The sequence below is a fragment of the Paenibacillus sp. MER TA 81-3 genome, from assembly GCF_023713585.1.
In the GTDB taxonomy this organism is placed as follows: domain Bacteria; phylum Bacillota; class Bacilli; order Paenibacillales; family Paenibacillaceae; genus Paenibacillus_B; species Paenibacillus_B profundus.
In genome coordinates this window covers 24623-39780 of the sequence record NZ_JAMAWB010000033.1, presented here as the reverse complement: position 1 = coordinate 39780, position 15158 = coordinate 24623, and the positions used below count along the sequence as shown (strand labels likewise).

At 48.2% G+C, this 15158-nt stretch carries 16 protein-coding genes and 2 pseudogenes; 16 read left to right on the top strand and 2 right to left on the bottom strand.

Annotated features, from left to right (window positions below; translation table 11 throughout):
- Positions 1-7 precede the first annotated feature (7 nt).
- The 8 genes from M3650_RS29385 (at position 8) to M3650_RS29350 (ending at position 6111) form a co-directional block, all read left to right on the top strand.
- Positions 8-1972, top strand: coding sequence for a cbb3-type cytochrome c oxidase subunit I (locus M3650_RS29385; RefSeq protein WP_251579782.1), 1965 nt, complete (start codon positions 8-10; stop codon positions 1970-1972).
- Between the two features lie 7 nt (positions 1973-1979).
- Positions 1980-2606: a cytochrome o ubiquinol oxidase subunit III gene (cyoC, locus tag M3650_RS29380; RefSeq protein WP_251579781.1), complete on the top strand. Its 627-nt coding sequence runs from the start codon at positions 1980-1982 to the stop codon at positions 2604-2606.
- On the top strand, positions 2607-2936 hold the full coding sequence (gene cyoD / locus M3650_RS29375) for a cytochrome o ubiquinol oxidase subunit IV (protein ID WP_251579778.1): 330 nt from the start codon (positions 2607-2609) through the stop codon (positions 2934-2936).
- Positions 2933-3814: a heme o synthase gene (gene cyoE, locus M3650_RS29370; protein WP_251579776.1), complete on the top strand. Its 882-nt coding sequence runs from the start codon at positions 2933-2935 to the stop codon at positions 3812-3814. Before cyoD ends, cyoE begins: the two co-directional genes overlap by 4 nt.
- A 62-nt stretch (positions 3815-3876) precedes the next feature.
- Positions 3877-4215 carry a c-type cytochrome gene (locus tag M3650_RS29365; RefSeq protein WP_251579774.1) on the top strand — a complete coding sequence of 113 codons (339 nt, stop codon included), beginning with the start codon at positions 3877-3879 and terminating at the stop codon, positions 4213-4215.
- An 18-nt stretch (positions 4216-4233) separates the two neighbouring features.
- Entirely contained in the window at positions 4234-4809 is a 576-nt protein-coding gene (locus tag M3650_RS29360) for an SCO family protein (RefSeq protein WP_251579772.1), read from the top strand.
- Between the two features lie 38 nt (positions 4810-4847).
- On the top strand, positions 4848-5381 hold the full coding sequence (resA, locus tag M3650_RS29355) for a thiol-disulfide oxidoreductase ResA (RefSeq protein WP_251579816.1): 534 nt from the start codon (positions 4848-4850) through the stop codon (positions 5379-5381).
- Between the two features lie 28 nt (positions 5382-5409).
- The gene (locus M3650_RS29350) at positions 5410-6111 is read left to right on the top strand and encodes a cytochrome c biogenesis CcdA family protein (protein WP_251579770.1); all 702 of its coding nucleotides are present in this window, start codon (positions 5410-5412) and stop codon (positions 6109-6111) included.
- A gap of 81 nt (positions 6112-6192) precedes the next feature.
- Here M3650_RS29350 and pdxR read toward each other — a convergent pair whose 3' ends face one another.
- A complete protein-coding gene (pdxR, locus tag M3650_RS29345; protein ID WP_251579768.1) occupies positions 6193-7629 on the bottom strand; it encodes a MocR-like pyridoxine biosynthesis transcription factor PdxR in 1437 nt (478 codons plus the stop codon).
- A gap of 320 nt (positions 7630-7949) precedes the next feature.
- On the opposite strand from pdxR, the pseudogene M3650_RS29340 reads away from it, so the two are divergent.
- Positions 7950-8117, top strand: a pseudogene (locus tag M3650_RS29340) (DUF255 domain-containing protein); the annotation flags it as partial.
- A gap of 220 nt (positions 8118-8337) precedes the next feature.
- Positions 8338-8997: a CAP domain-containing protein gene (locus M3650_RS29335; RefSeq protein ID WP_251579766.1), complete on the top strand. Its 660-nt coding sequence runs from the start codon at positions 8338-8340 to the stop codon at positions 8995-8997.
- Positions 8998-9195: 198 nt separating this feature from the next.
- On the opposite strand, the pseudogene M3650_RS29330 reads toward M3650_RS29335, so the two are convergent.
- Positions 9196-9453: pseudogene (locus M3650_RS29330) on the bottom strand (IS5/IS1182 family transposase); the annotation flags it as partial.
- A 294-nt stretch (positions 9454-9747) separates the two neighbouring features.
- Between M3650_RS29330 and M3650_RS29325 the strand changes: the two are divergent.
- From M3650_RS29325 to M3650_RS29300, 6 genes are all read left to right on the top strand, one after another.
- On the top strand, positions 9748-10128 hold the full coding sequence (locus M3650_RS29325; protein ID WP_233697377.1) for a GntR family transcriptional regulator: 381 nt from the start codon (positions 9748-9750) through the stop codon (positions 10126-10128).
- The gene (locus M3650_RS29320) at positions 10125-10808 is read left to right on the top strand and encodes an ABC transporter ATP-binding protein (protein ID WP_251579764.1); all 684 of its coding nucleotides are present in this window, start codon (positions 10125-10127) and stop codon (positions 10806-10808) included. The genes M3650_RS29325 and M3650_RS29320 overlap by 4 nt, the downstream gene beginning before the upstream one ends.
- Positions 10805-11563: a hypothetical protein gene (locus M3650_RS29315; protein WP_251579762.1), complete on the top strand. Its 759-nt coding sequence runs from the start codon at positions 10805-10807 to the stop codon at positions 11561-11563. The genes M3650_RS29320 and M3650_RS29315 overlap by 4 nt, the downstream gene beginning before the upstream one ends.
- 342 nt (positions 11564-11905) lie before the next feature.
- Complete coding sequence (locus M3650_RS29310) at positions 11906-12793, top strand: ABC transporter ATP-binding protein (protein WP_251579760.1); 888 nt, start codon at positions 11906-11908, stop codon at positions 12791-12793.
- Positions 12786-14384 (top strand): ABC transporter permease, encoded by a 1599-nt coding sequence (locus M3650_RS29305; protein ID WP_251579758.1) that lies wholly within the window; start codon positions 12786-12788, stop codon positions 14382-14384. The genes M3650_RS29310 and M3650_RS29305 overlap by 8 nt, the downstream gene beginning before the upstream one ends.
- Before the next feature lie 338 nt (positions 14385-14722).
- Positions 14723-15019 (top strand): hypothetical protein, encoded by a 297-nt coding sequence (locus tag M3650_RS29300; protein ID WP_251579756.1) that lies wholly within the window; start codon positions 14723-14725, stop codon positions 15017-15019.
- Positions 15020-15158 lie beyond the last annotated feature (139 nt).

Genomic DNA, 15158 nt, shown 5'->3' with positions numbered 1-15158 from the left:
GCGATCCATGTGGGAGAACGTAAAAAGCTTTGCTTCGGAATTTTTTGTGACGGGAGATCCGTTAATTTACGGTGCGGATATCAGCATTGTTTTAACCATCATTGGCATTGTATTTGGACTCACCTATTTTAAAAAGTGGGGCTGGTTATGGCGTGAATGGTTAACGACCGTCGATCATAAAAAAATCGGCATCATGTACATCCTTTCCGCTTTCCTTATGCTGTTCCGCGGCGGAGTGGATGCGCTCTTAATGCGGGCTCAGCTGGCCATGCCGGAGCTGAACCTCTTGGCGCCCGATCATTACAATCAGATTTTTACCACGCATGGCGTGATTATGATTCTGTTTATGGCGATGCCGTTTATGTTCGGGTTGTTTAACGTGGTTGTTCCGCTGCAAATCGGTGCGCGTGATGTCGCCTACCCTTTTCTGAATGCGCTAAGCTTCTGGCTGTTCTTTTTTGGCGCGATGCTATTTAACTTGTCCTTTGTCATCGGAGGATCGCCAGATTCGGGGTGGCTTGCTTATCCGCCTTATTCGGAACGAATGTTCAATCCGGGTGTCGGACAGGATTTCTATATATGGGGGATACAGATATCGGGGATCGGCAGCCTGATGACCGGTATCAACTTCATCGTGACGATTCTGAAAATGCGTGCTCCCGGCATGAAGCTAATGAAAATGCCGATGTTCCCGTGGTCGGTTTTATCGAGCTGTATCGCGATTATATTTTCTTTTCCCATCTTGACGGCAACATTGGCGCTGCTGTTTCTGGACCGCTATTTGGGCGCGCATTTTTTCACCTTGGACGGCGGCGGTAACCCAATGATGTATATCAATCTGATCTGGATGTGGGGGCACCCAGAAGTGTATATCATCGTTCTGCCTGCCTTCGGCATTTACTCGGAGATTGTATCCACTTTTGCGAAGAAAAAGTTGTTTGGGTATAAATCGATGGTGTATGCCATGATGATTATCAGTATTTTATCGTTTCTCGTATGGGCGCATCATTTCTTTACGATGGGCTCTGGCGCGGATGTCAATGCATTTTTTGCGCTAACGACGATGCTGATTGCCATCCCGACAGGCGTTAAAGTGTTCAATTGGCTGTTTACGATGTTCCGGGGAAAAATCACCTTCGAGACTCCCATGTTGTGGACGCTCGGCTTCATTGTTTGCTTTCTCGTCGGCGGGATGACCGGGGTGCTGCTGTCGGTTGCGCCAGCTGATTTTCAATTCCATAATAGTTATTTTCTGGTCGCGCATTTTCATAATACGATCATTGGCGGTGTGGTGTTCGGTTATTTCGCCGGATTGTATTATTGGTGGCCCAAATTGTTCGGCTTCAAGCTGAATGAACGGATAGGGAAATGGGCGTTCTGGTTCTGGAATATTGGATTTTACGCATGCTTTATGCCGCAATATGTGCTCGGATTAATGGGGATGACGCGGCGGCTAGTCACGTACGGATGGGATAAGGGATGGTGGGAAATGAACTTGGTATCCACCATCGGGGCAGCTCTGATGGGAATAGCCTTCTTGTTTCAAGTATGGCAAATCGTGTATAGCGTCAAGCATCTTCAAAAAGATGAAACGGGCGATCCATGGAACGGACGCACCTTGGAATGGTCGATTCCTTCTCCTGCGCCGTACTATAATTTTGCAACGCTGCCACAGGTATCTTCTCAGGATGAATGGTGGGAAGAGAAGCAGCGCAGAGAGCGTGAGCCGCTTTCGCTGGCTCCAGCGAAGCTGGAACCGATTCACATGCCCAAAAATTCAGGAATTCCTTTTGTGATGTCGATGTTCTGGTTTGCGGCTGGATTTGGTTTTGTATTTGACTGGCTCTGGTTAACGATATCCGGTTTAGTTGGGGTGGCGGTGTGCATGCTTGTTCATTCCTTCAACTATGATACCGATTACTATATCCCTGTTGAGGACATTAAACGCACAGAAGCTGCGATAAGGGGGTAACAAACGAATGGCTCAATTAAACGATTCCGGACATGCCAATCAACACGTATCGCGTTCGGATCATCACGACCATCCGGATATGGAAGAAATGCGCACATTCGGATTTTGGATCTACCTGATGACGGATGTGATAATTTTCGGCACTTTGTTTGCTGCCTATATTGTCCTGCAAGGCAACAGAAACGGTGGGCCTGGGCCTGAAGAACTGTTCCAGATGGGCGGCATTATTGCAAGCACTTTCATTTTGCTAACCAGCAGCTATACGAGCGGTCTCGCCGTGCTGGCCATGCATAAAGGCAATCGCCAAGCCCTAATGGGATGGCTCGGTGTCACGGCATTGCTCGGTGCGACCTTCATTGTGCTGGAAGTCAATGAATTTATCCATCTGGTGCATGAGGGAGCCACCATAAGCACGAGCGCATTTTTATCCGCTTTCTTTACCTTGGTCGGGACTCATGGGCTCCATGTATCCATAGGATTGGTCTGGATGATTGCTTTGATTATTCAGCTGGCCAAGCACGGCATTACGCCGGCAACGAAGCGCAAAGTGAATGTGATCAGCCTGTTTTGGCATTTCCTTGATGTGGTTTGGATTTTTGTGTTTACGATTGTCTATTTGATGGGGGTGAGATAGATGACGCAGCATGACATGACACATCCGCATGACTCCGAGACTCAGGGCTCCTTAAAATCGTATACGATCGGATTCCTATTCTCCATCGTATTGACGATCATTCCGATTACGGCCGTCTTGTACGGATGGGCCGAGGGGATGACGAACACCATCGTTCTGATGACGGCAGCAGTGTTGCAGTTCGTCGTTCAACTGATCTATTTCATGCATCTGCGGGAGGAAAAAAGGCCTCGTTATAATTTGGTGACGTTGATTCTGGGCTTGATCATTTTGCTGGTTATCGTAATCGGCTCCATGTGGATCATGTTATTCAATATGGTGGCAACATGAGCAGGTCATCCGCAAGTGTATTGACTTGGATTCAACTGACAAAGCCCCGAATCCTTCAACTAAATCTCGTTGCCGCGTTTGGCGGGTATTGGCTGGCTTCCAAATGGATGGTGGATTGGAGCTTCTTGTTTTGGATGCTTCTAGGCACCGCTTTAACGATGGCATCCTCGTGCGTAATGAACAACATCTGGGACTGGAAGCTGGATCAGAAGATGAGCCGAACGAAAGATAGGCCGCTGGCGACAGGCCGATTGAAAAATAGGGGCGTGCTGTTGTACGCCCTGGCGCTTGGAATAGCGGGAGAAATCGTCCTGTTTTGGAAAGTAAACGCGCTGTGCGGCTGGCTCGGATTGCTCGGTATGTTTGTCTATATCGTCTTGTATACGATGTGGTTAAAGCGAACCTCGACCTGGAGTACATCGATTGGAGGCGTCTCTGGCGCAATGCCTCCGGTAATTGGTTACTGTGCGTTTACCAATGAGGCAGATGCAGGCGCTCTGCTTCTGTTCGCGTTATTATTTCTGTGGCAGCCCGCTCATTTCTGGTCGCTTGCCATCCGGCGAGTAGACGAGTATCAGGCTGCGGGATTTCCGCTTTTGCCGGTTCGTAAAGGGGTACGCCGGACGAAGCTGCAAATGATCCCCTATGTAGTCTTGCTTCTTCCGACTGTTGTGTTGATTTACACCTATGGGTATGCAGGCATAATATTCCTTACGGTCTCTTTGCTGGCAGGTATCGTTTGGGTATGGCATACGTTAATAGGTGCTGCTGCACTGGATAACGAAAAGTGGGCCAAAACGAATTTCCTGATTTCGGTGAATTACTTGATGGTAATCTTTTTCATCATGATTCTGGATACTGCCGGTCGTCCAATCTAAGGCTGTTCACTTGGATGACGAATGAAGACATTTATCCGTTATTTTAGGAGTGGGAGTGGGTCGTGTTGAAGGCAAACCTTACCTTTTTTCTTATTGTTATGATTGTGCTTGTTATAACTGCGTGTAGCGAAGGAACTGACAATCAAGCAACAAATGAAGGAATGACTGCTCCGGGAGACGCAAACGCACTGGCATTATATAAAAAACAATGTTTATCCTGCCATGCTGCTGATCTAAGCGGAAAAGTAGGCCCGGGTTTGCAGGAGATTGGCTCCAAATTGACGGAGCAGCAACTGATCGAGATTATACATGATGGCGCAAGAGGCATGCCGGCCTTCAAAAAGATGTTAAGTGCCGAGGAAATTCAAGCTTTATCGCAATGGCTCTCGAAAAATAAGTAGGTGCAGGGGGGATTTTCGGTGAAAAAGGCAGTCATATACGTCTTAATTGGTTTGATGATTATCATTGCATCCGCATGTGGCAGCGGCAAGCCGAATCAGCTTAATTACCAGGTTGCGCCTTTTGAGTCCATCAATCAAGATGGGAATCCGGTGTCTTTGTCTGATTTGAAAGGCAAGGTGTGGATCGCGGACTTTGTTTTTACACATTGTATAACGGTGTGTCCGACGATGACAGCCAACATGTCTGAATTGCAAAAACGATTAAAATCAGCGGGTGTTGAGGCAGTATTGATCTCTTTCTCTGTAGATCCAGAGCGGGATGATCCTGAGGCATTAAAAAATTACCTTAGTAAATTTGACGCTGATTTCTCAAATTGGCATGCGTTAACCGGTTATGAGTTTAACGAGATCAAAACATTCATTGTCAATTCGTTTAAAACTGCTGTTGCGAAGGATACGTCCTCCGATCAGGTTATTCACGGTACTTCGTTTTTTTTGGTCGACCCTTCAGGGACAGTTGTTGCCAAGTACGATGGGATGACGGATACGCCTTACGATAAAATTATGAAAGATGTTGAAGCATTGCAACAATAGGGAGGGAATTTGGCGGGGAGGAGTTGATAGAATTGGAGATGATTGCACGTTCCTCATGGACGCGAGCGATTGTGCTTATCCTTATCCTGATTGCTGTTGGCTATGCGATCATGCAAACGCTGGCGGGAAATCGTGAAGATGTTGAGATAGGCAAGAAAGCGCCGAATTTTACATTAACTAATTTGCAAGGGAAAACGGTGCAATTATCCGACTACCTTGGGACAGGTGTTCTTCTGAACTTCTGGGCATCCTGGTGCGACCCATGCGTCAATGAAATGCCGCTTCTGAACGAAACCTATCAGAGATTGCCAGGTGTTGAGATCCTTACTGTCAATATGGGAGAAGCCAAGGAAAAAGTAAGCCAATTTGCAGATCGTTATGACTTGAAATTCCCCATACTGCTTGATCAACAAAGCGATGTGAAGAAACGCTATAAAATTGGTGGTTTGCCAGCAACTTTTCTGGTTGACGACAAAGGTCACATCGTGGAGAAGATCTCAGGGGAGTTGGACAGTTCCAATTTTATTATGAATGTAATGGAACGGATTCAACCTAAGCCTGGACGTAAATAACGTATGATATGACTGGAGAACTGTCGGAATGGATACTTTAACATGGTCTATCGCATTTGGCGGGGGAGTACTGGCATTTGTCTCGCCGTGCACGTTGCCGTTATACCCGTCTTTTCTTTCTTATATTACAGGGATGTCAGTAAGTCAATTGCAGACGAGGGACTCTTCCAAGATTCATAAAATATTGTTTCTTAATTCTGTTTTGTTCCTGTTTGGTTTCTCACTCGTATACTATATTCTAGGCTTTTCAGCGAGTTTTATGGGCCATTTATTTGAAAATTATCGCGATCTGATTCGAATGCTTGGCGGCGTATTTATTTCTGTCATGGGTTTATTCCTGATTGGAATATTTCAGCCCCAAATGATGATGAGGGAGTTTCGTTTCCCTTTTATAAAAGCGAAGATGAACAAATCACTAGGTTCTGTGCTCGTTGGTATTATTTTTGCTGCTGGTTGGACCCCTTGTATAGGTCCCATATTCGGAGCGATTATGTACTCGAATATCATTAACCCGAACCCGGTTCAAACCTTTGTTAACGTGACTGCCTATTCATTAGGGTTTGGGATTCCTTTTATCGTCATGGCCTATTTTATTGGGAAAATAAAGGGGATACTGAAGTATTCCGGTATGCTTATGAAAATTGGCGGCGTACTTCTTGTCATTGTGGGCATGCTGCTCTACTTCGATAAAGTGAGCATGATGAATACGTGGTTTTCGAGTTTTCTGTGACTGAATAGACAGACAATAAAAAGGTGAGTGAAAAGACTTGTATGATACTATACAAAGCTTTCATTCACCTTTTTAATTGGATTAAGCAAGAACGCTCCGAAGAGATGCGGCAAATTTGGAAACACCCGGAACAATTTCATCAGCCATAGGCCTTGCAAAAGTGAAGCGCACATAACCGGAATCCGAACCATAGACGCTGCCGGGCACAAAGATTACTCCATTTCGGATAGCTTCTTCCAACAACTTATTATCATTCACCTCGGGTATAATCTTACACCACAGGTGCAAGCCACCCTGTGGAATCGAGAAGCTGACCAGGCCCGGCAGTTCATTCCGAAGCGCTTCTATCAACAAATCCCGTTTATAGAGCAGATGCATTCGCAATCGGTCCAAATGAGGCTGGATATATGGAGACTTAAAGAACTGCGCGGCAACCTTTTGAGGAACAACGCTAAGTCCGAAATCCATCTGTTGTCTGGCATCGGCTAGCCGCTCGACAACGGAATGAGGAGCGACCATCCACCCTACACGCAGCCCGGATGCTGCGATTTTGGAGAAAGAGCCAATATAGAGGACCGAGCCGATAGGATCAATGGATTTGAGCGGCAGCGGCGGCATTCCATCATAAGAAGTGAGGCTAAAGGGATCATCCTCTACAATCGGCAGCCCCAGTTCGCTCGCAACATTAAGCAGTTCAATGCGGCGTTCAGCATCGAGGAGAGCGCCTGTTGGATTCTGATAATTCGGATTTATGAACACCATCTTGATACGATGTTTTTTATAAAGAGTGCGAACATCCTCGGGCCGGACTCCTTGCTGGTCGACGGGAAGACGAAATAATCGAAGACCTGCCGATTGAAACATGGGCAGCGAGTAGCAATACGACGGATCTTCAATTGCAACCGCATCTCCGGGGGTCAGCAAACACTGGGTAATTAAATATAAGGATTGCTGGGAGCCGGATGTGATGAGGATCGACGACTCTGTGGCTTGAATGCCCCGATATTGACTTAAATACGAGACGAGCGCTTCTCGGAGTGGAACAAATCCTTGAGGATCGTCATATCCAAGATATTCCGTATAGTGGTTTTCGTCGATAAGCGTATTTATTTCTTTCACAGGAGAGATGTCCGCCCCAAGTTCGCCGCTAGCAAAATCAATCAAAGATTTGTCTTTTTGAAGAGCTTCCCGGATACGGCGCAAAAAAGTCAGGTTAGGCAAGAAACTCCCGCCTTCCACATATCGATGCCAGTTAGGGGTATGTTTCGGTGTTGCTCCCCATTTATACTTGCTTACCCGAGTTCCACTTCCTGTACGGCTTTCGATAATCCCAAGCGCACGAAGCTCCGCATAAGCAAGGACAACCGTGCTTCGATTCACTTCCAATTGATCGGCTAATTTTCGTTCGGAAGGCAGCAGACTGCCTGGCGGAAACTCACCGTATGAAATTCTCCGTTCGATGTCATCGGCAATTTGTTGATATAGAGGCTCGTTGCTGCTACGGTCAGGCTTCCACATCATTGTCACCTCCTTGCCTAGTATTTTTATTAGATGGATTATTATCACAGGAATCTTTTTATCATAACATTTGGCTTCTAAAAAAGAGCCGCTCCTGTCATCCTAAAAATGACGAATGTATCTCAATCTGTTGAACATGGATGGTGATTGTGTTTCCAATTGGATGGTTCCTCTCCGGTTCGAAAGTTCTGAGGTGTGATGTTTGTGTGACAAACTGTGGTTACCTCTTTCTAGGTAAATAAGATTTTATCTCTCATTTGGGTAAAATATCATTAAGCTTCAATTTCCCTAAATCCAACACCGACAAGAGGTGATGCCCTATGACAACGAATCAAAAACCCAATAGATTAATCACCGAGAAGTCGCCTTATCTGCTCCAGCATGCTTATAATCCAGTCAACTGGCATGCGTGGAGCGAAGAAGCGTTTGACAAAGCGAAAAGAGAAAATAAACCTATTTTTCTTTCCATCGGCTACAGCACATGCCATTGATGGGATGTTCGCGTGAATCAATTTAATTGTGGGTGGACTAAGGAGATACCTGTATAAGCAAAGTTAATGAGGATATCTTTTTGCCCTTGGCTAAACTTGTGAATGTAAGCGACAAAATGTTTTTGAATTAGGTATGAATAAATCAAAGGAACTTTACAAAAACTTTATTCGATAACGTCACTACTTTGAATGTTCAGGAGGGGTTGTTATAAAACCATTGATCGTAATAGCAGCACTATTACTCGTTACAGCTTGTATGAGCAATCATTCGACAAACAAGCAAATGACTCCTAAACAAACGAAGGTTGAAACTCATGCTCGTAATGCTGTTTCAACGTCAACCTTAACTCAAGCATCTTCCACTTCCACAGCGGGTGCAGGGAAATCATCGATTACGCCTAAACAAGCATCCAATGACGCTTCGGATTGGCTGGGTGGGTTCACACGCAACAATGCACCGGCAGAAAGCTCAGCGGATCAGACCGTAAATCCGCAACAGTCCGCCAATCCATCCCAATCTGTGCAGCAAGTGTTGGATCTGGTGAATCAAGAACGAACGAACGCAGGCTTGAACCCCCTTAGTTTAAATAGCAGTCTCTCGAAAATGGCCATGGCCAAGGCGCAGGATATGTACAACAACAATTATTTTGATCATCAGTCTCCGACTTATGGATCCCCGTTTGATATGATGAAGGCATTCGGGATCACATATAGCTCAGCAGGGGAAAACATCGCCAAAGGCCAGACGAGCCCGGCGGAAGTGATGAACCAATGGATGAACAGTCCAGGCCATCGTGCCAACATCCTGAATAGTAGCTTCACCCAAATCGGAATAGCTTACTATAACAGCGAGTGGGTTCAAGAATTTATTGGCTAGTGCGAAAAGCAACAAAAACATCACCATAATCATCAAAGCTGATAATAAAAAATTCGTGTCAACAGACGAGGCCACTGAAAAACACGGCTTTTGTACGTAACCGAAAGTGAACACATCAAAAAATACGATTTTCATTCGTGAAATCTGAATGAAAATCGTATTTTTTGCTTACTGTCCCACTGGAGGTGAGCATTTTCAGCCTTCCCGGAGCGGGCACCGTTTGCACTTCTCCACGTCAAAATAATAGGTGTCCACCTGGTTCTTCCCTCGGCCTTTCTTACCCTGTAGCGCCCGGCGAGTCGCCAAATGCCCCGCCTTGCAGACGTATACCCCCGCATCTTTATTGAATTCAAACTCATCTTCTTTCTTTCGGTTACCGTGCGTAATTAAAGGGTTTAATTGCGCCACTAATTCAATCTCGTTTTGGGCGCTGTACGCCAGATTGTCTTTTTCCGTAAGGCAGGCGATAAGATGGACGATGAACCGAAGCTGCCGCTTATCCACCAATTCATAGAGGAACAGATTATACATTTTAAACAGGCCGCAGCCAGCTTCCTTCGGGGCAGGCAGTGCAGGACCGGTAGCTCGACGGGGTGTTCCGCTTCACACTCAAGGAAGTATGGGGCCAGGTAGAAGAGAGTCGTTAATTGTTTGAAAAGAAAGGGAAATCTCCCTTGCTTTTCCTCTTGTAGCAGTGTACTATGTACCTAGAACACTAAGTCAACCATACGATGGAGAAGGGAGATATCCATGACACATTCGTTTCAGCATTCACAGCCGATATACACCCAGATCATGGATATATTCTTCCAGCGTATATGCAGGGGGGAGCTCGGGCCTGGCGACAAGCTGCCGTCGGTAAGGGATACGGCAGTTGAAGTAGGCGTTAATCCGAATACCATTCAACGTTCCTATATGGAGATGGAAAGGCGTGGCGTAGTGGAGACGAGAAGAGGCCAGGGGACATTCGTGACAGCGGATATCGAGCTGCTGGAGCGTCTCCGGCAGGAGCTCACCCGCAATCAGATTTTCCTCTTCCTCGAGAGCATGAGGCAGCTCGGCCACACTCCGCACGATATTATGAGCATGATCAACAGCAGCATGCAGGCAAAGGGGGATACCAAATCTTGAGCTTAGTTACATTTGAGCAAGTCCGTTATAAGAAGGTGCTCCACGATTTGAGTTTCTCTGTGCCGCATGCCAGCATTATCGGTCTGATCGGGGCGAACGGGAGCGGCAAATCAACCATACTCCATCTGATAGCCGGTCTGGTCCGTCCAGCGCAAGGGCGCATCTTCATGAACGGGGAACCGATCGGCCGACAAACGAGAGAACAGGTGGCCTTCTCGCCTGAACGCGAGTGGCTGTATCCGTTCTTTACCGTCCAGCAGTCACTGCAGTTGGCTGCCCAGCTGTATACGGACTTTCAGACTGCTAAGGCGGAAGCGCTAACCCGACGTTTTAATTTGGACGCGGATAAAGAAGTTAGGTATCTGTCGAAGGGTAACCGCGCAAGGCTGCAGGTGATCTTGACGCTGAGCCGTTCAGCGCCGCTGCTCATCATGGATAAGCCGCTTTCGGGCCTTGACCCGATCACCAGGGAGCATCTGCTTGAAATGATGGCGGAGCATACGGAGTTGGAGAAGCAATCGATTATTGTATCGACCCATGAGGTGGCGGAGATTGAGCTGTACCTAGATCATCTGCTGTTCATGCAGGATGGAAGGATGCTCGTTTCGGAAATTGTGGAGGACCTCCGCGAATCAAGAGGCATGAGTGTACTGGATGTCATGAGGGAGGCGCTGTTGTGAAAGCTTACCGGTTTCTATTATCCAAAGATATGCGCCAATCCCGATTCGCCTTCGTGCTCTCCTTCTCGATGCTGATGTTTCTGCAGCTGGGCTGCTTCCTGCTGGCACACGGGGTTGAGCCCGGGCTTGCAACCGTCCTTGCTATATTTGTCACGTATTTGAGCGCCTTCCTGCTGCCTGTTCTATACCTTCAATCGTTGCAGGCGGAATGGAAAACCCACTCGGTTTATTACTGGATTAATTCATCGTATTCCGGTTATCCGGTCCTGCTGTCGAAGCTGACCGTAGCGGCGGCGCAAACGGTGCTCATCATGGCGGCATCCTCTGCTGCTATGCTCGGCATCTATACTTACGAGGTTCATGTTATCGGCAAACTCACCGGCATCTCACAGAAAATGAAGCCGCTGCTGGCGGAGACGTACCGGATGGATGCCATCATGCTGTTATACGCTGTTATGTTCAGCTTCGGCCTCGGCTTTCTGTTCCTTGCCGGCAAGGCCGTGCGTTATGGATCCGTACCGGCATTTGTAGTTTTGTGCTCCGTTCTGGCAGCCAGTGTCGGCTCCATGCTCGGCGGATGGTTCGAATGGCTGCCGTTCCGGCTGCCGATTGGTATCAGTCTGGCGAATGACAGTCTGGCAGCGGAGTATGCCACCTACTCGCTTGGCGGTCTGCTCTTCCTGCTTGTGCTCACCCTGGCGCTTTTGGCTACGAACAGCTGGCTGCTGAAGGGAAGAGTCCAGGTCACGAACTGACCTGGACTCCCACATGCCTTTCATCCGGTTAAACCTAAACCTGTACGATACACCACTGACAAAACACCGGCAGCTTGTACATGAGCGGCCGTTACTTCCAACACCGACCCAACAACACTTCCAAATCAGTCCCGCACATGCACATGCTATCATTACCCGCAAGGAAGCAGCACACCAAAATCGACCACACCATTGATTGTACACAAGCACCCAAAACCCGTCATAAACGGACCATTACACGAACATACAGAGGAAACACGAAACATTTGCAGGCATAGATGCTTCTTGAAGCTTCAAGCGGTTCCCCGGAGCCGTTACATTGGAGAGGAGAATGATAGTAAGATGGAGCTGGCAATCAATCAGGTGAGCAAGCAGTACAAGGGTAACTTCTGGGCACTCAAGGACTTTAACCTGAGGTTGGAGCCTGGCGTGCTTGGGCTGCTTGGGGAGAACGGAGCAGGAAAATCGACGCTGATGCGGATTATATCCACCATCACGGACGCTACCAATGGGGCGGTTCATTGGAACGGTATTGATATCTCCAAGAAGCCCAACGAAATCCGCAGGGTGCTCGGCTATCTGCCTCAGGATTTCGGTGTCTATCCAAATCTCAACGCGGTGGAATTTCTGGAATATATTGCGGCAATCAAAGGCATAAGCAAGCGGACAGCGAAGAAGCGGATCGATGAGCTTCTGCAGCTCGTCAATCTGACGCATGCCCGTAAACGGCCGATCGGGGGCTTCTCCGGCGGGATGAGACAACGCGTCGGGATTGCCCAGGCACTTCTCAATGACCCGCAAATTCTCATTGTCGATGAGCCGACGGTCGGATTGGATCCGATTGAACGTGTCCGCTTCCGCAACCTGCTGTCCGACTTGTCGGGCGAGCGGATCATTATTTTCTCTACGCATATCGTCTCTGATGTGGAAGCGACGGCCGGCAGTATTGCGATCATATCGAAAGGGAAGCTGATGCATCACTCTGATCCGGATACGCTCCTGCAGACGGTGGAGGGCAAGGTGTGGGAGGTTATCGTCTCAGAACAGGATGTCCAGGCGCTGCGTATGCAGTGGATTATCAGCGGCACAATCCGCAGCGGCAAGGGCATTCAGGTGAGAATCGTATCAGATACCAAGCCTGCACCAGATGCAAGACTAATTACACCGGCTATAGAGGACGCTTATCTGTACTGCATTTCTGACAGCCGGGGAGGAAGCCGGAATGACTAGCTTTCGATCCCTCTATCATATCGTCCGGGCGGACTTCTACGAACGGGCACGCAGCTACGGGTTTCTTGTAACGATTGTTCTGACTATTCTTGCGGCTTATTTCTTCGTTCCGTTCACAAATGCCAAGTACGGCGTGGTCATGATTAATGAGCACCGGGGCATCTACAATTCCGCCTGGATTGGCGCCACCGTGGTCATGTCGACGGTCACGATTTTGAGCCTAATCGGCTTTGCGCTTGTGAAGAATGCTATTGACCGCGACCGGATGACCCGTGTGGGGCAAATTATTGCCACAACACCGATCAGCAAATTCGGCTATCTGTTCGGTAAGTTTGTGAGTAACTTTATTGTGCTAACAATTATCGTGTTTATCGCTTTTCTTGCGTCGATCGCCATACAGTTGATTCGCAATGAGGATACGACGATCAGACTGCTGGACCTTCTGCTTCCGTTTCTTCTCGTTGCTTTGCCTTTGATGGCGCTTGTAGCGGCACTGGCTGTGCTGTTCGAGGCAACACGCGTGTTGAGCGGCGGAGTTGGCATTATTGTTTACTTCTTCCTGTGGTCCCAGGTCTTCCTGAATTATGGGGTAACCGTGCAGATGGGCAATCTGGCTCTCAGCAGTCCTATGGGACTGGAAGTGTTCTATGACAGCATGATCGATACGTTCCGTGAACAGAAGAATGTTACAGGGCTCGTGGAGCGGGCAGACGGCATCATCGAGCTTGACCGGCCTCTGGAAACCTTTGTCTGGAGCGGTGTCGACTGGTCATCGGAGGTTATAGCGGGTCGTCTAGCCTGGGTCGTAATCGCCATTGCTGCAGTGCTGCTGGCGGCCTTGGTTTTCAGAGGGTTTGATAAGGTGATGGCGAAGGATTCCTTCGAACTCTTCAGTCTGTTCAGTAGGAAAAGGAAGGGTGACAAAAATGAGGGCTGGGAATCAAGCGGCGGCTTGACGGCCAAGGCCCTATCAGGCATATCGCTTCAGTTCAGCTTCTTCAACCTGCTGCGGTATGAGCTGTGGCTGATGCTGAAAGGACAGAAGTGGTGGTGGTATCTGGTTGCCTTCCTCTTCATAGCAGGAGATCTGCTGCTGCCGCTTGATATAGTAAGAAGTATGCTCGGACCACTCACTTGGGTATGGCCGATTCTAATCTGGTCTTCTATGGGCGTTCGCGAGCTGCGCAACAATACACGGGATATTGTGTTCTCCAGTATGTGTCCACTTGAGCGTCAGATTCCGGCAACCTGGTTTGCGGGCTTTATCATCGCGCTCGGTACGGGAATCGGCTTTGGTATTCAGCTTCTCCTTGAAGGCGATATGGGTGGTCTTTTTGCCTGGTTCGTAGGAAGCATGTTCATTCCTACGCTTGCGCTTGCTTTAGGTATATGGACGCGGACAAATAAAACCTTTGAAGTAGTTTTCCTGGTGATCATGTTTGTGGGTGTTATGAACCAGCTGCAGGTCTTCGATTTTATGGGCAGCATGGATTCATCGGCTGGGAAGGGCATGCCGCTTATCTATTTGGTCGTAACTCTCATTCTGCTCGTGGCTGCTGTAGTAGGAAGACGAAACCAGCTTCAGCGTTAACGGGAACAAGCATTTAACCAGTAGTGCACACCGAGACTTTATCTTCGCAGTAATAAGAGTATGTCGATTTAGGTAACAGAAGGTACACCTCCTGTTTATCACTGGCGGCAGAGCTCAACTCCATCCGCTCGGTTGCATTCTGCGGGATATCAACCGGGTATTCGGTTATACGAAGAGGGAAGCCGCCGGAAATGTTCATACAAGCGGTGGACGCTTGGCTGCGGCGTAATTCGGGCCGTTTTGACCGCATTATCTTTTGAACCTGAGGACCGGGCCGCTTATTCACGCATTTTCCACGAGGGATCGATCGCAGACGGCAGACCTCAAGCTGTGCTTCATTGAGCTGTGTCGGATTCAACACGCCCAGCGTCATTCGCTGGCCAATGGAAAGCATCAAGCACCAGTACCCGAATGCAACGCTTCTTCGTATCAACCGCGAGCATTCCCAGTTTCCCGAAGGAGTCAGGGAGAAGGCGTTCTCCTTCGCCATGGACGATGGTACAGTAAAGCGTTATCCGACGGGATATGCGATGACCCTTCTCGCATGGCTGCAAGCGGTTCGAGGTCAGCGGAAAGTCGTAATTGAGGGAGATCCTGAGCATGCATTGACCAAGCAAATCATTGCCGCCGTTTAACAGGCGTACGCGCCGGATACGGCGATCGTCTATAAGCTGGATTATAAGATCGAACCTGCTGCATACTTACATATGCACAGATTATGCTTGCCAGACACCGGTCCATGATGTGGAGTCGCTATTGAAACAATTGAAGAGC